The organism is Hoylesella timonensis S9-PR14 (assembly GCF_000762405.1).
GTDB classification, from domain to species: domain Bacteria; phylum Bacteroidota; class Bacteroidia; order Bacteroidales; family Bacteroidaceae; genus Prevotella; species Prevotella timonensis_A.
Map to the genome: position 1 here is coordinate 1 of NZ_JRPQ01000125.1, position 22,355 is coordinate 22,355.

Consider the following 22,355-nt stretch of genomic DNA (forward strand, 5'->3'; position numbering starts at 1 on the left):
GCATACTTTGAAAGAATTTAAGATTTGTTAGTCCTTTTATCAAAACACAGAAAGAAATATTACGCGAACCTGTAAGAAGTCGAAAAACTATTTGCTGCATATCATCAACGATTATGAAGTTTTTACCACTGTGGACAACGAATATTTTTATTGTCCTTATCTGGAAAAAACACTACAAAATATCAAGAATAATAACAAGTCAACAGTGGAGAATGGTGACACTTCCAACGAACAACCGTTGGAGAACCGTGAGAGAACCGTTCAATTTACCCCCTCGCAAGTGGTTGATAATCAGCACCCCTCCCTATATATCAATAATATCAATAATATCAATGATATCAATAATATCAAAAATATCAATCATCCGACGACGATGCGCGCACGAGCCGACGACGACGAGAAGAATAAAAATCATATCCCTCAGCCCACGCCACAACAAACCGCTGCCCCCATGCCTCCCTCGCCACCGAAGCAAGCTGCCGCAGCAAACGAGCAAGCGGTCTCGGCATCGAAGCAAGCTGCCAGTGCAAAAGAGCAACCTGTCTCAGCATCGAATGATTCGCCACGTCCTGCCACAACACCACCGTCTGTAGCCGATTGTCAACATGAGTTAAGGCGACTAAATACATGTAATAAGCCCGTTAAAGCAATGACTTTGAACGCTTATCCACATGCTTCAACCTCCCACGAAGTAGCCGAAAAGAAGGCGAAGTTGCAAAAATGCGAGCAAGATATTTTGAACCATTTGTACGGAGATGCCGCTTTCATGATGAGCTTGCAGAGTCTCACGGGACTTTGTGTGTATCGCAGTGCCAAGACCCGATATTACTGTTTGCAGTGGTTTCGTATGATTCGGCATTCGCAGGGGAAACCCATTGTGGATGAGGAGGATGCAAAAAGGCACCTTCTGGCATTGCTTCAGAAGGGCCGAAAGACGCGCAACGATTTTCATCGCTGGCACAACGATCAGTTGCAGCCTTAGCTGCGAGCGGTGTTAAGCACGCAGATGTCGTAGTGCCATGTGCCGATTTTGCGCCTTGTTGGGCTTGCAACTCACGTGTAGCCAGATGACACCAAACTTGCTGTGCTCGAAGAGCATTTGGTCGAAGTCGCAGTGTGTCAGGATGAAATCGAAGTAAGCCTGCCCCTGTTGCTCACTCTTCAGACGGATGTCGGCAGCCTGTCCATACATATGTTGCGAGTTGCCCACACCGTGGAGCAGCTGGTTGAGGAGCGGACAGCGATAGCCACTGTTGATGAAGATAGGACCAAACTCCTTGCGCAAGGGTTCTAAGACCTCTTGACACAGAATGCGCAGGTTTCGCATCGTGGCACCGTAAGGCATGTTGTTGATGTGATACTTGTCGGCGGTTGCCGAGCTTACGAGTTCGTGGAGCGAAAAATGCTCGCTCAGTTGTTGTGTTTTCATGGTTTCTTTGAGTTTTTAATATCAACTCAAAGGTAGTGTTTTCCTGATAGCTGAGAGAACGAGACCAATAGGCTTCGCAGATGAAAAGCGGCAGCAGACGTGTACACCGTTCTTGGAGAAATGAAAAAAACTGTGTGGTATGCTTGCATTATAAAATATTTTGTCTATTTTTGTAAAATTAAACCTTGTAAGTGGCATGCAGTTGCCGATACCGTTCTTTTCAGACAGGCTTATTCACTTAATAACCAATTGATATGAAAAAGCATTTACTTTCACTCCTTGTCGCCCTCGTGACGACCGTGAGCAGCCTGCCCATGGCAGCACAAGAGGCTTACGCCGTATTCACCGAGGCCAACTCCACGCTCACATTCTACTACGACAACTTGCGCAGCACACGTTCGGGAACCAGCTACGACATGCCAACAAAAGGTGCGACTCCTGGCTGGGCAGGAACCAAAACTGCCCCTTACGACAAGATCAAGCATGCTGTGTTCGATGGGTCCTTTGCCAACTATCGCCCCACCTCCACCTATTCTTGGTTCCAACGCTGCGTGAATTTGCAGGACATCAAGGATATACGAAACCTTAATACCGAAAATGTCATTAACATGAAGTACATGTTCATGAGTTGCAGTTCCTTGATATCGATTGACTTGACCAGCTTCAATACTGCAAACGTTACCGATATGTGTGGCATGTTCGATAACTGCAGTTCCTTAAAATCGCTCGACTTGACTAATTTCAATACAGAAAAGGTTACCGATATGGGCAGCATGTTCGATAACTGCAGTTCCTTAGCATCGCTCAACTTGACTAACTTCAATACTGCAAACGTTAAACGTATGTCTGGCATGTTCTCTAACTGTAGTTCCTTAGCATCCCTCAACTTGACTAACTTCAATACAAAAAAGGTTACCGACATGAGGTACATGTTCATGGGTTGCAGTTCCTTAGAATCGCTCAACTTGACTAACTTCAATACAGAAAAGGTTACCAGCATGTATTCCATGTTCTGTAACTGCAGTTCCTTAAAATCGCTCGACTTGAGTAACTTCAATACAGAAAAGGTTACCAACTTGTACGACATGTTCTATAATTGCAGTTCCTTAGAATCGCTCAACTTGACTAACTTCAATACTGCAAAAGTTACCGACATGTCTCGCATGTTCTGTAACTGCAGTTCCTTAAAATCGCTCAACTTGACTAACTTCAATACTGCAAACGTTACCGATATGTCTAGCATGTTCCATGACTGCAGTTCCTTAGAATCGCTCGACTTGACTAACTTCAATACTGCAAACGTTAAACGTATAATTTCCATGTTCCATAACTGTAGCTCCCTGACATCCCTCAACTTGACTAATTTCAATACAGCAAAGGTTTTCCGTATGTCTGACATGTTCAATAACTGCAGCTCCCTGACCACCATCTACTGCAACGATGATTGGAGCGTGGGCGGCAAGGTAAAAGACCACTCCGGAATGTTTATCGGCTGCCCCAACCTGAGAGGAGAGGGAGCGGCGTACGATTCCAGCAAAACGGGTATTGAGATGGCGAATCCCACCACGGGATACTTCACAGCCAAGACCAACGGCATTGACCATGTGACGGCTGCCGGCAAGGTGGGTGATGGCAAAATATACGACCTCAGTGGCAGGCAGGTGAGCAAGAACTACAAGGGTGTTGTGATCATGAATGGTCGCAAGATATTGCAACGCTAACCATTGATGGTCAATCATGTGCAATGAAGTAGGAGGTAAACACTAATCATAGGTGTTTATCTCCTATTTTCGTGTTCACCGACCTCTCTCCACCGTACATGCGGTTCCGCATACAGCGGTTTCTATTTTACGTGCCATTCGCACAGCTTCATTTAAGGACATTGTTGTTTAACAACGAATGAAACCAATAAAACAAATCAACGAAATAAGACAATGAACGCAAGCGTTCTGCGAATGAAACAAATCTTTCTACATCAACATGTTGTGTGTCTCTGCTAAATTCGCTTTCATTCGGTGAACGCCAGCGTTCATTGATTCCAGCAATCGGATTTGTTTCTTTTGTTCAATTTGTTGTTAAAACAAAAGAACATGATAGTTTTTGACAACAAACGACCTTTTAAATGAAAGAGCTGTTTGCCATTCGAGATACGACCCCATTCGAGTGGCATACCCTGCCGAGCGTACAAAAAAAAAGCCTCATCAGCTCCGTAGAGCGAATGAGATGATGGGAGTATTCTCTTCGGCTTGCTTAATATTCGTCTATTTTCAGCTTTTTGCGATAGTTGTCGAGTTTTCGTTGCAGTTGCTTCTTCACCTTGGCATAGCGTGGGTCGTCAATGAGGTTGTGATGTTCCAGTGGGTCGGTTTGCAGGTCGTACAGTTCATCGTAATTGATGTCAGGGTCGTTGCCGATATATCCACTGCGCAGCATGCCCATGTACCCGTTGTATTCGCGTGTGCCCGGTATGCGCTGGTATTTGTTTTCTGCCACTGCCCGCTCACTTCCTTTTCCGTAGAAGTGCACCAATTTGTAGCGTTCGGTGCGCACACCGTCGTGCTTGCGCACCATGTGCCATGCGGGGTAGTCGTAATAATGGTAGTACAGGTCGTGCCGCCAACGTGTGGAGTCGGCTCTGAAGAGCGGCTTGAGCGAGCGTCCCGGCATTTCCTTCGGTTTCTTCACGCCAGCATAATCGAGGAAGGTGGGAGCGTAGTCAATGTTCTGCACGAGTTGATGCGACACGCTACCGGGTTTTATCTCCTTGGGGTAGCGCACAACGAGAGGTGTTCGGAAACTTTCTTCGTACATGAAGCGTTTGTCGAACCAGCCGTGTTCGCCCATATAGAAACCTTGGTCGGAGGTGTACACCACGATGGTGTTGTCGAGCAGTCCGTTCTTGTCAAGATAGTTGAGCAGCTCGCCCACACTTTCGTCTACAGAGTGTATCACTGCCATGTAGTCGCGCAGGTAGGTTTGGTATTTCCATTGTCTGAGGGCTTCGCCTTGCAGATGGGCGGCAGCAAAGTCTCGGCTACGCTGTGTGTAATATTGTTGTATGGCAGGTTTCTGTTCCTCGTTCAGTCGGTACCATTCTCCAAACACTCTGCTACCGTCGGGGTTGTCCAAGTGCTTGGTGTCTACCTTGAGGTCCGACTGTAAGGTCATGTCTCGTCCAATGTCCATGCGCTGTGTTCGGGTGGCACTGCCTCGGGTATTGAAGTCGTCGTTCCATGAGTGTGGCAAAGGGAAGGTGACGTTGTCGTACATTCCCATGTTTTGTATGGCAGGCATCCAGTTGCGGTGGGGCGCTTTGTGATGCACCATGAGACAGAAGGGCTTTTGCTTGTCTCGGCTGTCGAGCCATTCTATGGCGTGCTTGGTAATCAGTTCTGTGGTGTATCCCTGCTCGCGAACATATTTATTATGGGTGCGATTGCTGCGGAAATCGGGGTTGAAGTAGGGACCTTGATCATCAAGGATTTGGTAATAGTCAAAGCCTTTCGGGTTGCATATCATGTGCCATTTTCCTACTACTGCAGTCTGATAACCAACTTGTTGCAGCAGTTCGCTAAAGAATGTCTTTGTGGTGTCTATGCCTTCTGCCAACTGTCGTTGTCCGTTTTGGTGGCTATAGAGTCCTGTGATGAGGCAGGCTCGGGAAGGGGTAGAGATGGAGTTTTCTACAAATGCCCTGTCAAAGCGCATGCCTTCACGAGCAATACGGTCGATGTTGGGCGTTGGCGTTTGGCGAAACACCTTGCTACCGTAGGCGCTGATGCATTGGTAGGCATGGTCATCGCTCATGATGTAGAGGATGTTGGGGCGTTGATGATTTTGTGCGGTGGCTTGCAGTGCTAAGAGGAGCAGCGAGCCGGGGAGAGAGTAGTGGGTGGGCATTAGTTTACGAGTTTTTTAGTTTTTTTAGTTTTCTAGTTTTCCTAGTTTTCTAGATTTCCTAGATTTCCTAGATTTCCTAGTTTTCCTAGATCTTTAGTTTAATTCAGCTGCAAATATACTAAAAACACGTTAAAGATGAGCTATTTTTTTCAAAAAACATATACCTTTGCAAAACGTATATTTTTTAGATAAATAGTTATGGAGAAAAATTTGAAACGGGCAACCCTCTGTATTCGTGGGGGTTGGGAACCAAAAAATGGCGAGCCAGTGGAGCCGCCTATCGTGCAGAGTACCACCTTTAAATATGATAATAGCGAGGAGATGGCGCAGTTGTTTGACTTGAAAAAGGAGGGCTATTTCTACAGCAGGTTGCAAAATCCTACCAACGATGTGGTGGCAAAGAAGATTGCACAGTTGGAAGGGGGCGTGGGATGCTTGCTCACTTCGAGCGGACAGGCAGCCAACTTCTTTGCTGTCTTCAATATCTGTGAGGCAGGGAGTCATATTGTGGCGTCTACCGAGATTTATGGTGGCACGTACAACCTCTTTGGTGTGACGATGAAGAAGATGGGCATCGACTGCACCTTCGTCAATCCTGAGGCATCGGACGAGGAGATACAGCAAGCCTTCCGTCCCAATACACGTGTGATGTTTGGCGAAACGATATCTAACCCAGGCTGTCATGTCTTGGATATAGAGAAGTTTGCCCGCATTGCCCATCGCAATGGGGTGCCACTGATTGTGGACAATACTTTCGCTACCCCTGTGAACTGTCGTCCTTTTGAGTGGGGATGTGACATCGTGACGCACTCTACCACCAAATACTTGGACGGACATGCTGCCACTGTGGGCGGTGCTGTGGTAGACAGCGGACAGTTTGACTGGATGGCGCATGCGGAGAAGTTTCCCGGACTTTGCACCCCCGATGCGTCGTATCATGGACTGACGTACACGAAGGCGTTTGGCAAGATGGGATATCTCACAAAATTGGTGGCACAGCTGATGCGTGACCTTGGGTCGATACCATCGCCACACAACTCGTATTTGCTCAATTTGGGATTGGAGTCGTTGCACCTACGCATGGCACAGCACTGTCGTAATGCGCAGCAGATTGCCGAATTCTTGGAACAACAGGAGCAAGTGGCATGGATTCACTATTGCGGACTGAAGAACGATGCGCATTATTCATTAGGACAGAAATATCTGCCCAATGGCTCGTGTGGAGTGATTGCCTTCGGTTTGAAGGGCGATCGAGACACCGCTATTCGCTTCATGGATTCGCTTCGCCTCATCAATATCGCTACCCATGTTGCCGATAGTAGGACGTGCGTGCTGCATCCAGCCAGTCATACGCACCGACAACTCACCGACGAGCAGTTGCGTGCCTCGGGCATCGATCCCACGCTGATTCGATTGTCGGTGGGCATCGAGGATGTAACCGATTTGTTGGCAGACATCCAGCAGGCATTGGCGAAATGCTAAAAGGCTGGTTCTATAAATTAGCCAAAATAACGTTGAAAATCGAAAAACCCAGCTAAACCCTTGTATCATTCAGGGTTGGCTGGGTTCTTTCGTTCTTGTTACATGGAGCTGTAGGCATGGCTCCCTGTCCGTGTGGTGCTACTTCTTTTGCTCTATCAACTGGAGATATAGTCCATGAGGGAACTCTGCTTTCAGTTGTCCGTCCACTCTTACTGCACCACCAACGAGTTGTGCCAAGAAGCGTTTTTTGCCCACATTATATACACCAGCTGCTCCACGCACGTTGAAGTAGAACAACACCTCAATCTTGCTTTGCTTGCCATTGTTCTCCACTTGATATTCGAGAATTTTGGGTTGCATGACAAACGCAACAGGCATGAGACTGTAAAATCCGATGTTGCACTTCAAGTCTTGTGGCTTTGCCTTCATCAGCAGGTTTTTCACGTCATTGTCCTGCACGCTGGGCACGAAAGCCTTGGCGGGCATCTGCTTGATGAGCAGGGTTGAGTCGCTCGTCACGTCCCATGAGATATCGAGCGAGTCGGTTTTGGTGCTTGCTGTCAATGGGTAACTCAAAGGAAACACCAACTTACCCGTGTGTGTGCCTGCCACAGTGAGATATGCCTGTTGCACCTCTTCCTTGGTAATCTTTTTCGTGTTGTCTTCGTTCTCGTTCAGACACGCTGTTAAACTGAAAGCAAGACATCCTACAACGAATAGTGATGCCCATGATGTTTTGAAATACTTTTTCATTTTTATGATTTTAATGGATTAAATTTGAAATATTATTTGTCTAATAAACACATATTCTGACAATTCTTGCATCTTTCCGAAGTTAAAAAACATTAACAACGTAGAGGGCGTGTCATTTGTGATATATCGTTATGGGTTGATTATCAACGGTATAAACTTTAATTCTTCCATTTCGGGATAATCCGTATCAGGGAGACGGATTGTATTTTCTTTCAAAAAGGATTGTGATGTATGGAGAATTTAGTTATCTTTGTGAAAATAATCTAAATTGCGAGAAAAGCACCTTGATGAAAAACAGCATCATTTCATAAAAGCAAGCTTGGAGGTATTGTGCATCACTGTGTCTGATCAAGTTCGTAAGGACACTTGTCTTGTCGGTACGCACTCGTTCGCATCTCGCAGCAGGTCATTGTGCGGACAATTCTGCATCTCGCAGCAGGTCATCGTTGTGCGGACAGTTCTGCATCTAACGACTAACCGGCAAATATGTGATGTGTTCTACACACCTCTTTTATATTGGGTATGGTTATTCTAACGGTAAGAAGATCGTTCAAGGTAACACCCACTCCCTTCCTCTCTGCTCCATACTCATTGCGTTATGCTGAATAAAGAGAGGGGGGAGATTTTTTTTAGTGTGTAGAGTTTAAGGTTTAGAGTTTAGTTCCTCAAATCAACAAACGCTTAGCAACTGCGGGGCGAAGCCCCAACAGACGTATAGTTAGGGCAACGTGCAGCGAACATGGTTACAAGCAAGGACGGGGCGAAGTTTCAACAAAATGATAACCCCAAAGCATAGCATAGCAGCTGATGATACGGGCAGAGACGGGGCGAAGCCCCAACAGACGTATAGTCAGGGAAACGTTCAGCAGAAATGGTTATGAGCAAGGGCGGGGCGAAGTTTTAACAAAATGATAACCACAAAGCATTGCATAGCAGCTGATGTTACGGGCAAGGACGGGGCGAAGCCCCAATGGGAATACAGCCCAGGGCAACGCCCTGGGTACAAGTGCATCAACTATTTAGCGCGCTGTAAGCGCAAAAGGAGCCAGTGATGTGTTTTTCTCTTTCCTTTTGCGCTTACAGCGCGCAAATTACCTTGTTCACTGCTACCCAGGGTGTTACCCTGGGCTGTATTCTTATTGGGCTTTCAGCCCGTCTTTGCTGCCGTGCAAATTGACCACCATTATTTTGCTGGTTGCTATTATTTCACTTAATTGCTGTTATACGTTTGTTTGGTTTTTAGCCTGTCTTTGCTGCCGTGCAAATTGAACACCATTATTTTGCTGGCTGCTATTATTTCACTTAATTACTGTTATACGTTTGTTTGGCTTTCAGCCCGTCTTTGCTGACGTGCAAACTTTTCATACTAATTTGTAGTGATGTATGTGTTGTTATTTTGCAGTTGATGTTACGAGCAAAAGGGCGAAGCCCCAACAGGCGTATAGTCAGGGCAACGTGCAGCGAATTATGGTTACGAGCAAGGACGGGGGCGAAGCCCCAATAGGTGTATAGTCAGGGCAACGTGCAGCGAATTATGGTTACGAGCAAGGACGGGGCGAAGCCCCAATGGGTGTAAAGCCCAGAGCAACGCCCTGGGTATATTGTGCGAGTCTATTTAGCGCGCTGTAAGCGCAAAAGGAGTCAGTGAAATACTCGTTCGTTCCTTCCTTTTGCGCTTACAGCGCGCAAATTACCTTGTTCACTGCTACCCAGGGTGTTACCCTGGGCTGTATTCTTATTGGGCTTTCAGCCCGTCTTTGCTGATGTGCGTCTTTGCTGACACCATTTTAATTGGTTACTGCTCTGTACCTTATATTCTTACCTATATTTATATCCGTAGTGGGTGTGAACAAGGGCTAGGTGATAAGTGATAGCTTTTGCAGCATTGAAGCCTATCATGAATCATTGACATGCGGAGACAAATGTTGTATCTTTGCATCGTCAGTCAGAGAGATGACTGATTTACATTTATCATATTAACCCTAAAAACACACAAAATTATGGCAGTAATGTACAAGTTGTATCAGAACAACAAGAAAGATTCTAAGACTAAAGGTAAGTGGTATGCACGCGCTATTCATACCCAAATGACAGAAACGGATGTGCTGGCAGAACGCATTCAGCGCAACTGTACTGTAAAACGCAGTGACGTACTCGCAGTACTTTCTGAATTGGTAGAGGTGATGCAAGACGAATTGCAAGCCAGTCACGTAGTGAAGTTGAACGGTTTTGGCTTGTTCAAAATAGGTATGCGCACCAAACCCGCCGATACCGCAGCTAAGTTCAACGTCAGCGAGAACGTGGTGAACTTCCGCGTGAACTTCATCCCCGAGATGAAGGGCGGTGGCAAGGGAATGAAACGCAGTCGCAAGTTCTTGGACAAACTTAGTGTACAAGAAGCACCGAAGAACGCTGTGGATACCACCAAACCAGCAACTCCCGCCTCTCCATCGACCAACGGATAAGCGAGTATAGAGAAAGGAAAGAACCATGAAAAACACCAACTGGAAACTCATCATTAAATTGATTATCACGATTGCCACAGCCGTATTAGGCATTCTTAGTCAACAAGATCACGACGTCACAGACGAACGCTGAAGAGCCAACGAGTCTGTGAGTCCTTTAGCCAAACAATTGGCTGTTTGGAATGTCTATTTACGGTTTTGTATCAACATTCTTCTCTTGGCAGCAGCGATAGTAGCCATTCTCAGCTGTTCAAGAATCCTCTGAAAGCAAAGAGCCAACTCACAAAAGGGTTGGCTCTTTTTGGTTGGGTGTTACTGTTGTTTTGTTTGATTGTTTTCAGCCTCAGCAAACTATTTCGTTTTAGCAACGGAATATCACGGAAGAACGCGGACGTGCTGCCCCACACGGATTTTCATTGATAAAGTCATTTGTTGTTACAACAATCATGTTTTTTTTGTTTTAACAACAAATTAAACCAATCCAACAAATCCGATTCTGGGAATCAATGAACGCCAGCGTTCACCGAATGACACAAATTTAGCAAGACAACAATATTTTTTTACAACGAATGAAATTTGTGTGTGATTTCACGATACGTCCGTGTCGTTCCGTGTCCTTCCGTTGCAACGATGAGAAATATTATTTCCACTGCCTTATTGGCTTGAAATTCTGTTGTTTTATCTTGAGCAAAGGGTTTGCCTGCTGCAAAGACGGGCTGAAAGCCCAATAGGAAATTAGCCCAGGGCAGCGCCCTGGGTAATAGTGAACAAAGTAATTTGCGCTCTGAAAGAGCAACAGGAAGTAACGAACGAGTATTTCACTGGCTCTTTTTGCGCTTACAGCGCGCTGGATAGTAGGTACACTTGCCCTTCAATGAAAGAACCGTATCCCCCTTAAAGGAATAGCGAAAAATTTGAATTTTGCACGGATTCATCGTATCTTTGCAAAAACAAGATGACGGTATGAATGATGAATTTGTGTTAAGACCCATTGCCTATTTTCATTCGCCCTTTGCCTCCAAGTTTGGCATTCCCAAACAGAGTGGTGTGGTGCCACAGTTGGCAGGGACGGTGGTTTTCGAGCCAGCCTTTCGTGATGTGCATGCGCTGCGAGGCATTGAGGGATTTGATTATTTGTGGTTGGTGTGGAAGTTTAGTGCCAACCCACACGATGCTACCCATTTGTTGGTGCGTCCTCCGCTGTTGGGCGGCAACGAGAAGGTGGGCGTCTTTGCCAGTCGTTCGCCTTTCAGACCCAATCCCATAGGACTGTCGTCTGTGCGTTTGCAACGTGTGGAGTGGGAGAGCGAGTGCGGTCCTGTGCTTCACGTGTTAGGGGGCGACTTGATGGACGGCACCCCCATTTACGACATCAAACCCTACCTTCCCTTTACCGATAGTCATGCAGATGCACGGAGCGGATTTACAGATTTGTCGAAACTAAAACACTTGGACGTAAGGATGCCTGCGGAATTTTCTTCAGCCTTTACTGCCGAAGAGCGACAAACGCTGTTAGCGATATTGGCATTAGATCCCCGTCCTGCTTATCATGCAGAGGACACGAAGACGTATGGAATGCCATTTGCAGACAAAGAGGTGAAATTTCGTGTCATCGGGGGCAAGACCGTTGAAGTAGTGAGTGTGGAGCGATAGAAGCGAGCAAGCGTAGGCTTGTGTCACCTCATGCGCATTGAATGTTACTTTCATCAAATACTTGTTTCCTCGTATCTTCTTCCTTGAAAGGTGTGCAGCTCACGCATACGCTTGCAGAGCTTTTCGGTAAACTCATAGTTTTTTAGTCCCCATTGTGGAGCAATGAGAAGTTGTGGTGGCGACTGACTGACAAAGCGTTCGATGACCAAGTTTGGGCGCAGCTGCTCTAAATAGCGTATCATCACGTCCATGTATTCATCGACCGTGTACACATGAAAAGGCTTTTCCCTATATTCACGAGCCAGTTGGGTATGCTGAATGATTTGCAACTGGTGAATCTTCAAAATGTCGATGGGCAGTGCCGAGATGAGCGGTGCCTGCGCAATGGTTTCTGAAGCCAATTCACCAGGAAGTCCAACAATGATGTGTGCTCCCGTGCGGATGCCCCGTTGGTGCGTGCACTCAATGGCGTGCTGGCTCTCTGCAAAGGTGTGTCCACGACGGATGCGGCGCAGGGTATCGTCGTTGGCTGTTTCTACACCATATTCCACCAACAAGAAGGTTTTCCGATTCAGTTCTTCCAAATAATCGAGCAACTCCTCACTCATGCAGTCGGGGCGCGTTCCGATAACGATGCCCACCACGTCTTCTACCCTGAGTGCCTCTTCGTACATCGACCGTAACGACGCAATGGAACCATAGGTGTTGGTGTAGGCTTGAAAATAAGCCAAGTATTTCATGTCGGGATACTTGCGTGCAAAAAATCGCTTGCCCTCTTCTAATTGTGCCGTGATGCGCTGGTGAGGGTCGCAGTACGAAGGGTTGAAAGTGTGATTATTACAGTAGGTGCAGCCGCCAGTACCAATGCTGCCGTCTCGATTGGGACAGGTAAAACCTGCATCAATAGAAATCTTCTGCACCCGAAAGGGAAATTGCTCGCGAATCCACGAACCAAAGTCACGATATAGTTGTTCCATCGTTTGCAAAATTACGCAAATATCGTTATCTTTGCAATGCTAATGATAGAAGATTTTTTAAGCCAATGAAAAAGATGATGAGTTGTGCCCTTATATTGTTAATGGCACTTACCACAGCGAAAGCTACAGAGAAGATAACCTTGAAAGATATTGCCGACGGTGCTTTTGCTGCCGAACGGTTGACAGGCATTCGTCCCATTCCGGGTACCGACCAGTATGCCAGTATCAGCAAAGATGGGCAGCGTATTGTACAATATTCGTTCAAGACCGGCAAACAAACGGCTGTGTTGTTTGATGTGAAGCATACCATGGGTTCGACCATCAATTCGTTTGACGGCTACGAACTCTCGCCCGATGGCACGAAGATGCTCATACAGACCGCTACGGAGCGCATTTATCGCCGCTCGTTCAAAGCCAACTATTATATCTATACGGTGGCAAGCACCAAACTCGAGCCGCTCTCCGAGGGTGGCAAGCAGCAAGTACCCACGTGGTCGGCAGACGGGAAGCAGATTGCCTTTGTGCGCAACAACAACCTGCACCTTATCAAGCTGTTGTACGACAATGCCGAGAGTCAGGTAACCAAGGATGGACGCTTCAACGAAATCATCAATGGCATCCCCGATTGGGTGAACGAAGAGGAGTTTGGCACCAACCGTTCGTTCTGTTTCAATGCCGATGGCACCAAGATTTGTTGGATTAAATATGACGAATCGAAGGTGAAGAGCTATTCGCTACAACTCTTCAAAGGCTCACATCCCACACAAATGCAGTACGATGAATATCCGGGGCTGTACACCTATAAATATCCCAAAGCAGGGCAGGACAATGCGCAGGTATCGGTGTGGAGCTTTGATGTGAAGAGTCATCAGACGCGCCAGCTGCAAGTTCCCTTGGACGCTGACGGCTATATCCCTCGTATCAAGCCTACCAATGACCCCAATCGCATTCTTGTCTATACGATGAATCGGCATCAAGACGAGCTGAACCTCTTTGCGGTCAATCCATCGAGTACGGTGGCGACACTGCTGATCAAAGAAAAGGTGCCCAACTATGTTAAAGAAGAAGCCATGGAAGGCATCAAAATAGGAGAGAGCACCCTCCTCTTGCCGAGCGACAGAGACGGGTACATGAACGGCTATCTGTACAATATGAACGGTCAGCTGTTGCGTACCATTGGTAACGGGAAATACGATATTACTGCCTTTTATGGCTATGACGAAAAGACAGGAGATGTGTATTATCAGGCTGCCGCACTGAATCCACACGACCGACAAATCTTTGTGTCGCATCGCAACGGTAAGGAAGAGCGGCTCACTCTTCAAGAAGGGTGGAACGAAGCACTGTTCTCGGGTGACTATCAATATTTTATCAACACTTGGAGCGACTACGATCATCCGTATGTTTACACCGTTCGTGACCGAAAAGGGAAGGTACTCTCTACACGCATTGACAACCGAGCACTCTTGGCGAAGACGGCAAAATACGGTTGGACGCCCAAGGAAAAATTCTCTTTCACCACCTCAGAAGGCGTTACGCTCGATGGTTGGATGGTGAAGCCTGCCAATTTCAACCCTTCACATCGTTATCCCGTCATCTTGTTCCAATACAGCGGTCCCGGAAGTCAGCAAGTGGTGGATGCGTGGAAGGCAGGCTCCATGGGACAAGGTGGTGCTTTCGATTATTATTTGGCGCAGCAGGGCTTCATCGTGGTGTGTGTCGACGGGCGAGGCACGGGCGGTCGTGGTGCTGCTTTTGAAAAGGTGGTGTACCAGCGTTTGGGCGACTTAGAGTCGAAAGACCAAGTGGAGACAGCGCTTTGGTTGGGCAAGCAATCCTTTGTAGACAAAGAGAGAATAGGCATCTGGGGTTGGAGCTTTGGCGGATTTAACACCCTCATGAGCATGAGCGAGGGGCGTGGCGTGTTCAAGGCAGGCGTGGCAGTGGCACCGCCCACCGACTGGCGTTTCTATGACACCATTTATACCGAGCGGTACATGCGCACGCCAAAGGAGAATCCAGACGGTTATGCGCTCAATCCCATTGGGCGTGCATCGCAGTTGCAAGGTGCATTGTTGATTTGTCACGGTTTGGCAGACGATAACGTGCATCCGCAACATACTTTCGAATATTCTGATGCTTTGGTGCAGGCGGATAAGGATTTCCGTGAGATTTATTACACCAACCGCAATCACAGCATTTATGGCGGTAACACCCGTCATCACTTGATGCGACAAATAGCACAATTCTTTCAACATGAACTAAAATAAGCCACACTTAACATTGAATATTTTTTTTAACAACGAATTGAATATTTTTGAACAACGAATAAAACAAAAGAAACGAATTTTTTATTGCTGGAATGCCAATGAACGCAGGCGTTCAACGAATGCAACAAATTTCGAAAGACAATATTTTTTAACAACGAATAAAAGAAAAAGCAACGAATTTTCATTGCTGGAAAGCCAATGAACGCAGGCTTTCTACGAATGGACAACAAATTTAGCAGGAAAATTATTTTTAACAACGAAAAAACTTTTGCGAGATTTCACGACACGTCCGTGTCGTTCCGTGTTATTCCGTTGCTATGATGAGAAATATTATTTCAGCTGCCTTATTGGCTTGAAATTCTGTTGTTTTATCTTGAGTAAAGGGTTTGCGCGCTGCAAAGACGGGCTGAAAGCCCAATAGGAAATTAGCCCAGGGCAGCGCCCTGGGTAACAGTGAATCAAGTAATTTGCGCTCTGAAAGAGCAAAAGGAAGGAACGAACGAGTATTTCACTGGCTCCTTTTGCGCTTACAGCGCGCAATTAGTTAACTACCGCTAACCCAGGGTGTTACCCTGGGCTGTATTCCTTTTGGGGCTTCGCCCCGTCATTGCTCGTAACCACGGTTGCTGCACATTGCCCCTATTCGGACTTCGTTCCACTATTGCTCGTAACCATCCCTGCTACTGCAATACCCGATATTCTCTTGGTTCATGGAATGTACTGTTTGCCGCAACAGGATTTCACAATAAAATCATTCGACGTTCTAAAAAATATTGTTGTCTTGCTAAATTTGTGTCATTCGTTGAACGCCTGCGTTCATGGATTTCCAACAATGAAAATTCGTTTTTTTTGTTTTATTTGTTGTTAAAAAATTACCCTTGCAGGAGTTGCGTTGGTTGTTCAAGAATATCAATCTTTGTTTATCGTTGTGCAATCGTGCGGAAAATTTGCGCATCATCCTTGCTGTTGACAGTGTGGCAAGGACGCATAAAAGCCTAATTTATAACATTTGAAGACAAAAAGAGAGGGATGAGTACTCAGGAGTTGGGTTCTCATCCTTTTTTTTACGCATAGAAAGAGCAGACGAACGAGCCATGCCAACCGAAAACGGCGCAGGTGGGCATAGGTACGTAAAACGTTGGAATAGCCCACCAGTTCTTTGCGGTATTGAAAAAGGGTGTGCATTGCCTCTTCGGTCTTAGCGAGAAAGCTGCGGTTCGACTCAAACGTGCCGAAGCCTACGGGATTGTCGATGTGCAGAATAGGAATGCCTGCCGTGCGCAAGGTCTTTCCAAACAGCACATCCTCATAGCCATAGGTCTGTATGCGCTCGTCAAGGGGGTGCGCTTCCATGACCCACTTTGCCACTAAAAAGTTGGAAGTGTGAAACTGCTGGTAAGGTTGTTTGTTGCGTTGGGCGGCATCTTGCGTTAGTTCAGCCGCTTTTTCATAGCGATATCTCAGGGTTCCATCGTGCGGCAGCCTGTCACGCTGCACGCAGTTGCCACCATGAACCACCGTTGCTTCGGGGGGTGTTTGCAAGTATCGTTCCAAGAAATCAGGACTGACAATCTCCATGTCGCTGTCTAAGAAAAGGAGCCACCGATAGCGTGCCATGGAAGTAAGGATGTTGCGTATTTTGGCACGTCCCACATTCGTTTCTCTACGCACGAACCGTGTGTTTCTTAACTCATTAATGTAAGCAGCTTGAAGTAATACTTTAGGGCGGTTAGATGCATCATCTAACACGATTATCTCATAGCTTAAACCCGACAAACGCATGGCTTGTTGTGCCAAGCTGTTCACCAGTTCTGCACAACAATCGTTGTAGGTGGGAATGAGGATAGAGAGTTCGGTGCGATTCATGTTTCAGGTTTGCGCTGTGCGTTGGGAGGTTGGTGTTGGCTGTCGTTAGAACTGTTCTTTGTGCAGCTCTCGCTTGAGATACTGCCCCGTCACGCTGTCTTTGCATTTCGCTATCTCTTCGGGCGTGCCAGTAGCCACCAAGTTACCCCCTTTGTCTCCTCCGTCGGGTCCGAGGTCGATGACATGGTCGGCATACTGAATCACATCCAAGTTGTGTTCGATGACAAGGATGGAGTGCCCTCGATTGAGCAGTGCGTCGAATGCCGACAGCAAACGCTTGATGTCCAAATAATGAAGTCCTGTGGTAGGCTCGTCGAAGATGAACAGCGTGGGTTCCTGCTTCTCACGTCCGATGAAGTAAGCCAGTTTCACACGTTGATTTTCACCGCCCGAGAGGGTAGAGGAGCTTTGTCCTAATTTGATGTATCCTAAGCCCACATCATAGAGTGGTTGCAATCGGGCGACAATCGACTTCTGTTGCAACGCATCGAAAAACTCGATGGCTTCGGCAATGGTCATGTTCAGCACGTCGTTGATGTTCTTTCCTGCCACACGAACGTCTAACACATCTTTCTTAAAACGCTGACCGTGACAAGCCTCGCATTCTAATTCCAAATCAGCCATGAATTGCATCTCCACGGTAATGGTGCCTGCGCCCTTGCACTCCTCGCAGCGTCCGCCTTCGGTGTTGAAGGAGAAGTATTGTGCCGAAAAACCTAATTGTTTTGCCAATGGCTGTTCGGCAAACAGTTGTCGAATGGCATCATACGCTTTGACATAAGTGGCAGGATTGCTTCGCGAACTCTTGCCAATGGGGTTTTGGTCGACAAACTCCGCGTGCTGGATGTATTTCCAGTCGCCTTCTAAGGAGATGTATTCGCCGGGCTGCTCTGCCACCTCGTTGAGATGACGTTTCAACGCAGGGTAGAGAATACCCTTGACGAGTGTTGATTTTCCCGAACCGCTGACGCCCGTAACGGCAGTAAGTACGTTGAGCGGAAAGCTGACATCAATGCCTTTCAGGTTGTTTTGGCGTGCTCCTACCACTTTGATAGCATGGTTCCACGACCGTCTGGAGGTGGGCATATCAATGGTCTCGTTGCCTGTGAGGTATTGTATGGTGTGCGAACGTGGATATTTGCGTGCCATTTCCGCAGGATGTTGTAACACCTCTTGGAGCGGTCCATTGAACACAATCTCGCCTCCCAATCGTCCTGCATCGGGACCCACGTCGATGAGGGTGTCGGCAGCGCACATCATTTCTTTGTCGTGTTCTACCACCATGACGGTGTTGCCTAAGGCTTGCAGCTTTTTCAGCACCTCAATGAGTCGCTGCGTGTCACGACTGTGCAGACCGATGCTTGGCTCGTCCAAGATGTAGAGCGAACCTACGAGCGAGCTGCCCAATGAGGTGGTGAGGTTGATGCGCTGACTCTCGCCGCCACTGAGGGTGTTCGACTGTCGGTTGAGCGTGAGATAACCCAAGCCCACATCGAGGAGGAATTGCAAGCGATTGTTGATTTCGGTGAGCAGTCGCTTGCCTATTTGCTGGTCGTGTTCATCGAGTGTCAGCTCATTGAACCATTGCTTGAGGTTGACAATGGGCATCTCCACCAAGTCGGTGATAGACATGCCTTGAATTTTCACCCAACTGGCTTCTTGCTTCAACCGTGTGCCGTGACAGGTAGGACACACAGTTCTGCCCCTGTATCGGCTCATCATGACACGGTATTGTATTTTGTATTGGTTCTCCTTCACCATTTGGAAGAAGGCATCAATGCTCACTTGGTCGTGAATGTCCTTTTGCTTTTCTGAGGGCAGTCCGTGCCACAACATGTCTTTCTCTTTGCGCGACAGTTCCAGATAAGGTTTGAAAATGGGGAAGTTGTCTTGGGCAGCCCGTCGGCAAAATTCGTTTTTCCATTCGCCCATCTTCTCGCCGTGCCAGCACTGTACACAACCGTCGTACACGCTGAGGGTGGTGTTGGGAATGACTAACTTCTCGTCAATGCCAATGATGCTACCAAAACCCTCGCAGGTGGGGCAGGCTCCTAAGGGCGAATTGAACGAAAAGAGGTTGTCGTTGGGTTCCTCGAACTTCATGCCGTCGGCTTCGAAGCGTGTGGAGAAGTGATAGGTGATGTTGGAAGGGAAGAACACGAGCATACATTCGCCGTGCCCTTCGTAGAAGGCAGTTTCTGCCGAATCGGTTAATCGTGAAATGGTATCTTTGTCATTGTTCACCGATAGGCGGTCGATGAGGAGGAAAATCTGGTCGAGAGGGATTGCCTTGAGTGCCGCCTTGTCTTGCAAGAGGTCGTCAATGCGCACAAACTCGTTGTTCAGCCACAGTCGGGTGTAGCCTTCTTGTATCTCCATTTCGAGTTGTTTCTCCAGTGTTCGCCCCTCAATGAGGTGCAGGGGTGATACCACCGCAAACTTGGTGCCTGCGGAATATTGCAGCATGCAGTCCACCAAGTCGTCGGTAGAATGCTTCTTCACCTCTTCACCGCTGATGGGCGAAAAGGTTTTGCCGATGCGTGCAAACAGCAGTTTCAGGTATTCGTATATCTCGGTAGAGGTGCCTACCGTGCTGCGCGGATTGCGTGCAATGACCCGTTGCTCAATGGCAATGGCAGGGGGCAGCCCCTTGATGAAGTCGCATTCGGGCTTGCTCATGCGCCCCAAGAACTGGCGTGCATAGGCAGAGAGCGATTCTACATAGCGGCGTTGACCTTCGGCATAGAGTGTGTCGAAGGCCAACGAGGATTTGCCAGAGCCGGAAAGTCCGGCAATGACAATCAGTTGATTGCGTGGAATACGGATGCTGATGTTTTTCAGATTGTTGACACGAGCACCCTTTATTTCTATATCTTCGTTCATGTTTACGAGTTCATCGACAACAGAAACTCTTCGTTGTTGCGGGTTCTCACCATGCGGTCGTGCAGCGTGTGCATTGCCTCCACGGGATTCATGTCGGCAATGTATTTGCGCAAAATCCACATCCTGTCGAGTGTGGTCTTGTCTTGCAGCAAGTCGTCGCGTCGTGTACTCGATGCCACCAAGTTGACCGCTGGGAAGATGCGCTTGTTGGAGAGTGAGCGATCCAGTTGCAACTCCATGTTTCCTGTACCTTTGAACTCCTCAAAAATCACTTCGTCCATCTTGCTACCTGTGTCGATGAGGGCTGTGGCAATGATGGTGAGCGACCCTCCGCCCTCAATGTTTCGGGCTGCACCGAAGAATCGTTTGGGCTTTTGCAGTGCGTTGGCATCCACACCACCCGTTAAGACCTTGCCTGAGGCAGGACTCACCGTGTTGTAGGCGCGCGCCAATCGGGTAATGGAGTCGAGGAATATCACCACATCGTGTCCACATTCCACCATGCGTTTGGCTTTCTCTAAGACGATGCCTGCTATCTTCACATGACGCTCGGCAGGTTCGTCAAAGGTGGAAGCGATGACTTCTGCATTCACCGTGCGTGCCATGTCTGTCACCTCCTCGGGTCGCTCGTCAATGAGCAACATCATGAGATACGCCTCGGGGTGGTTGGCAGCAATGGCATTGGCAATGTCTTTCATCAAGATGGTTTTACCAGTCTTGGGTTGTGCCACGATGAGCGCACGCTGCCCCTTACCGATAGGTGAGAAGAGGTCGACGATGCGGGTCGATAGATTCGTGGTTTCGCGATCACCGCAGAGCGTGAACTTCTCGTCAGGGAAGAGGGGTGTGAGGTGTTCAAACTGGATGCGGTCACGTACCTCGTTGGGATTGCGACCGTTGATTTTGTCAATGGTGGTGAGTGGAAAGTATTTTTCTCCGTCGTGAGGTGGACGTACACGGCATTGTACTACATCTCCTGTCTTCAGACCGTATTTCTTGATTTGCGAACTGGCAACATAGACATCATCGGGCGATGAGAGGTAGTTGTAATCACTGGAACGCAAGAAGCCATAGCCATCGGGCATGGTTTCTAACACTCCGTTGGCTTGTATGAGGTCTGCAAAATCGTATGCAGGCTGATTGGCGTTGGTCATAGGGGTGGGAGCTTGGTATGAAGTGGGAGGATTGATAGGAGTGGTGGGATTGTCTAACATGTCAAAGTTAGGCACTGCACCTTGATCCATGATGGGCAGGTCTTGCACGATAATGAAGTCGGTGCCGTCGCCGGGGTCGCCTTCCCAAATTCCGTCCATGACATTCTCTCGGTGTTCTTGTACGTTTTCGTTGTGTGCATCTACTTTCGCCTGTAATTGTGCCAAGAGGTTGCTCATCCCTTGCTCTTTGTGAGGCTCTTCAGATGTGGCAGTGGCGTTTTCTTCGGGTATCACCTCTTCTCCTTGTTCTTCAGGAATGGCGTTGTCCTCCTCTGTGAGGGAAGTGTCAGCAGACTTTTCTTCCTCCGCTTTCTGCTCTTCCTCTTGTGAGGTTAGCGCATTTTCTTTGTTTTTGGCTTCAATCATTGCCAAGAGTTCAAGTTCTCTCTTCGTTTTTCTACCACGGTGTTTGGGCATGGCAGCCAACTCTTCTTCGGGCGAGAGTGCAGGCGTTTCATCATCTGCGGGGGTGTCTTCCTCCAACTGGTCCTTAAACAGGGAAATAGGTTCGTTGACTGGTCTGTTTTTCTTCAGGTCAAAGTTTTCGCCCTCCTTGCCATTCACCGAATACACTCTGTCGATTTCGTGCTTAGCAATACGGACTCTCTTGCGCTTCGTTCCTGTCGAAGCACTGTTGTCATCGTCTGCATTTTGTTTCTCGAGTATGGTATCTATGAGTTGTTCGGGCGTTTGTGTTGCATCAAGATTTGCACCCAATTCTTGTGCGATATCCGTCAATTCTCGGACATCCTTAGATGATAATTCGTCTTTGCTATACATTTTAGTATAATAAGTGTTGATTGAAATAGTGTCGTTTCAGAACAGAAACGAGCGGTATGTTTTTTATTTGATGCAAAGATACAAAAAAGTTGACGGCTATGGAGTGGGGCGAACGTATTATTTTTAACGTTTAATCTTTGTTAACATCTTTCCTCCTCTGTTGTCAGTGGTTCGCCAACTCCCTCGCAGACTTGTTGGAAGTAAAAAAAACTTGCACAGTATTTTCGTTTCTTTCGCTTCTTTCGTTGTTAAAAAATATCCTTGTTGCAACCTCACACCCTGTTACGATGCAACGGAAAAATATTTTTCATCGTAGCAACGGAATGACACAGAACGACACGGACGTGTCGTGAAAACTCGTGAAATCCTGTTGCGGCAAACAGTACATTCCATGAACCAAGAGAATATCGGGTATTGCAGCAGCCATGGTTACGAGCAATAGTGGAACGATGTTCGAATAGTGCAATGTGCAGCAACTGTGGTTACGAGCAAGGACGGGGCGAAGCCCCAAAGGGAATACAGCCCAGGGCAATGTGTAGTAATCACAATACAAGCAATAAGGGGCGAAGCCCGAACAGGAAAATAATCCAGCGGAATGTTNAGCANCCAANGTTATNAGCAGGGACGGGGCGAAGCCCCAAAAGCAAAATAATCCTGCGGAGTGTGCAGCAGCCATGGTTACG

Annotated in this window: 14 protein-coding genes; 7 read left to right on the top strand and 7 right to left on the bottom strand. The window is 47.5% G+C overall.

What is annotated here, in order from left to right; all coding sequences use genetic code 11:
* Nucleotides 1-91: 91 nt before the first annotated feature.
* Nucleotides 92-982 (top strand): hypothetical protein, encoded by an 891-nt coding sequence (locus HMPREF9304_RS07800; protein ID WP_036928054.1) that lies wholly within the window; start codon nucleotides 92-94, stop codon nucleotides 980-982.
* Nucleotides 983-994: 12 nt separating this feature from the next.
* Here HMPREF9304_RS07800 and HMPREF9304_RS07805 read toward each other — a convergent pair whose 3' ends face one another.
* The gene (locus HMPREF9304_RS07805; RefSeq protein ID WP_036928056.1) at nucleotides 995-1,429 is read right to left on the bottom strand and encodes a D-Ala-D-Ala carboxypeptidase family metallohydrolase; all 435 of its coding nucleotides are present in this window, start codon (nucleotides 1,427-1,429) and stop codon (nucleotides 995-997) included.
* A gap of 254 nt (nucleotides 1,430-1,683) precedes the next feature.
* Between HMPREF9304_RS07805 and HMPREF9304_RS07810 the strand changes: the two genes are divergently transcribed.
* Nucleotides 1,684-3,150, top strand: coding sequence for a BspA family leucine-rich repeat surface protein (locus HMPREF9304_RS07810; protein WP_036928058.1), 1,467 nt, complete (start codon nucleotides 1,684-1,686; stop codon nucleotides 3,148-3,150).
* Nucleotides 3,151-3,679: 529 nt separating this feature from the next.
* Here HMPREF9304_RS07810 and HMPREF9304_RS07815 read toward each other — a convergent pair.
* Entirely contained in the window at nucleotides 3,680-5,329 is a 1,650-nt protein-coding gene (locus HMPREF9304_RS07815; protein WP_052046019.1) for a sulfatase family protein, read from the bottom strand.
* Nucleotides 5,330-5,527: 198 nt separating this feature from the next.
* On the opposite strand from HMPREF9304_RS07815, the gene HMPREF9304_RS07820 reads away from it, so the two are divergent.
* Nucleotides 5,528-6,811: an O-acetylhomoserine aminocarboxypropyltransferase/cysteine synthase family protein gene (locus tag HMPREF9304_RS07820; RefSeq protein WP_008122266.1), complete on the top strand. Its 1,284-nt coding sequence runs from the start codon at nucleotides 5,528-5,530 to the stop codon at nucleotides 6,809-6,811.
* A gap of 138 nt (nucleotides 6,812-6,949) precedes the next feature.
* On the opposite strand, the gene HMPREF9304_RS07825 is transcribed toward HMPREF9304_RS07820, so the two are convergent.
* A complete protein-coding gene (locus tag HMPREF9304_RS07825) occupies nucleotides 6,950-7,564 on the bottom strand; it encodes a DUF4840 domain-containing protein (RefSeq protein ID WP_036928060.1) in 615 nt (204 codons plus the stop codon).
* Nucleotides 7,565-9,564: 2,000 nt separating this feature from the next.
* Between HMPREF9304_RS07825 and HMPREF9304_RS07830 the strand changes: the two genes are divergently transcribed.
* The 3 genes from HMPREF9304_RS07830 (at nucleotide 9,565) to tsaA (ending at nucleotide 11,682) form a co-directional block, all read left to right on the top strand.
* On the top strand, nucleotides 9,565-10,029 hold the full coding sequence (locus HMPREF9304_RS07830; RefSeq protein WP_036928062.1) for an HU family DNA-binding protein: 465 nt from the start codon (nucleotides 9,565-9,567) through the stop codon (nucleotides 10,027-10,029).
* Between the two features lie 25 nt (nucleotides 10,030-10,054).
* Complete coding sequence (locus HMPREF9304_RS14450) at nucleotides 10,055-10,162, top strand: smalltalk protein (RefSeq protein WP_154653941.1); 108 nt, start codon at nucleotides 10,055-10,057, stop codon at nucleotides 10,160-10,162.
* 830 nt (nucleotides 10,163-10,992) lie between these two features.
* Complete coding sequence (gene tsaA, locus HMPREF9304_RS07835) at nucleotides 10,993-11,682, top strand: tRNA (N6-threonylcarbamoyladenosine(37)-N6)-methyltransferase TrmO (protein ID WP_036928077.1); 690 nt, start codon at nucleotides 10,993-10,995, stop codon at nucleotides 11,680-11,682.
* Nucleotides 11,683-11,735: 53 nt separating this feature from the next.
* Here tsaA and mnmL read toward each other — a convergent pair whose 3' ends face one another.
* Nucleotides 11,736-12,659 (bottom strand): tRNA modification radical SAM protein MnmL/YtqA, encoded by a 924-nt coding sequence (mnmL, locus tag HMPREF9304_RS07840; RefSeq protein WP_036928065.1) that lies wholly within the window; start codon nucleotides 12,657-12,659, stop codon nucleotides 11,736-11,738.
* 65 nt (nucleotides 12,660-12,724) lie between these two features.
* Between mnmL and HMPREF9304_RS07845 the strand changes: the two genes are divergently transcribed.
* Nucleotides 12,725-14,929 carry a S9 family peptidase gene (locus HMPREF9304_RS07845; RefSeq protein ID WP_036928067.1) on the top strand — a complete coding sequence of 735 codons (2,205 nt, stop codon included), beginning with the start codon at nucleotides 12,725-12,727 and terminating at the stop codon, nucleotides 14,927-14,929.
* 954 nt (nucleotides 14,930-15,883) lie between these two features.
* Here the strand turns inward: HMPREF9304_RS07845 and HMPREF9304_RS07850 are convergent.
* The 3 genes from HMPREF9304_RS07850 to rho are packed head-to-tail and all read right to left on the bottom strand — an operon-like array spanning nucleotide 15,884 to nucleotide 21,672.
* Nucleotides 15,884-16,795 (bottom strand): glycosyltransferase family 2 protein, encoded by a 912-nt coding sequence (locus tag HMPREF9304_RS07850; protein WP_036928070.1) that lies wholly within the window; start codon nucleotides 16,793-16,795, stop codon nucleotides 15,884-15,886.
* Between the two features lie 45 nt (nucleotides 16,796-16,840).
* Nucleotides 16,841-19,678, bottom strand: coding sequence for an excinuclease ABC subunit UvrA (gene uvrA, locus HMPREF9304_RS07855; protein ID WP_036928073.1), 2,838 nt, complete (start codon nucleotides 19,676-19,678; stop codon nucleotides 16,841-16,843).
* 2 nt (nucleotides 19,679-19,680) lie between these two features.
* Nucleotides 19,681-21,672: a transcription termination factor Rho gene (gene rho, locus HMPREF9304_RS07860; RefSeq protein ID WP_036928075.1), complete on the bottom strand. Its 1,992-nt coding sequence runs from the start codon at nucleotides 21,670-21,672 to the stop codon at nucleotides 19,681-19,683.
* Nucleotides 21,673-22,355 lie beyond the last annotated feature (683 nt).

Excerpts from the sequence above, each read along its gene's own strand:
- HMPREF9304_RS07820 (WP_008122266.1), top strand. The coding sequence starts at position 5,528 with ATGGAGAAAAATTTGAAACGGGCAACCCTCTGTATTCGTGGGGGTTGG.
- HMPREF9304_RS07810 (WP_036928058.1), top strand. The coding sequence starts at position 1,684 with ATGAAAAAGCATTTACTTTCACTCCTTGTCGCCCTCGTGACGACCGTG.
- HMPREF9304_RS07845 (WP_036928067.1), top strand. The coding sequence starts at position 12,725 with ATGAAAAAGATGATGAGTTGTGCCCTTATATTGTTAATGGCACTTACC.
- HMPREF9304_RS07825 (WP_036928060.1), bottom strand. The coding sequence starts at position 7,564 with ATGAAAAAGTATTTCAAAACATCATGGGCATCACTATTCGTTGTAGGA.
- mnmL (WP_036928065.1), bottom strand. The coding sequence starts at position 12,659 with ATGGAACAACTATATCGTGACTTTGGTTCGTGGATTCGCGAGCAATTT.
- HMPREF9304_RS14450 (WP_154653941.1), top strand. The coding sequence starts at position 10,055 with ATGAAAAACACCAACTGGAAACTCATCATTAAATTGATTATCACGATT.
- HMPREF9304_RS07830 (WP_036928062.1), top strand. The coding sequence starts at position 9,565 with ATGGCAGTAATGTACAAGTTGTATCAGAACAACAAGAAAGATTCTAAG.
- HMPREF9304_RS07815 (WP_052046019.1), bottom strand. The coding sequence starts at position 5,329 with ATGCCCACCCACTACTCTCTCCCCGGCTCGCTGCTCCTCTTAGCACTG.
- HMPREF9304_RS07850 (WP_036928070.1), bottom strand. The coding sequence starts at position 16,795 with ATGAATCGCACCGAACTCTCTATCCTCATTCCCACCTACAACGATTGT.
- uvrA (WP_036928073.1), bottom strand. The coding sequence starts at position 19,678 with ATGAACGAAGATATAGAAATAAAGGGTGCTCGTGTCAACAATCTGAAA.
- tsaA (WP_036928077.1), top strand. The coding sequence starts at position 10,993 with ATGAATGATGAATTTGTGTTAAGACCCATTGCCTATTTTCATTCGCCC.
- HMPREF9304_RS07805 (WP_036928056.1), bottom strand. The coding sequence starts at position 1,429 with ATGAAAACACAACAACTGAGCGAGCATTTTTCGCTCCACGAACTCGTA.
- rho (WP_036928075.1), bottom strand. The coding sequence starts at position 21,672 with ATGTATAGCAAAGACGAATTATCATCTAAGGATGTCCGAGAATTGACG.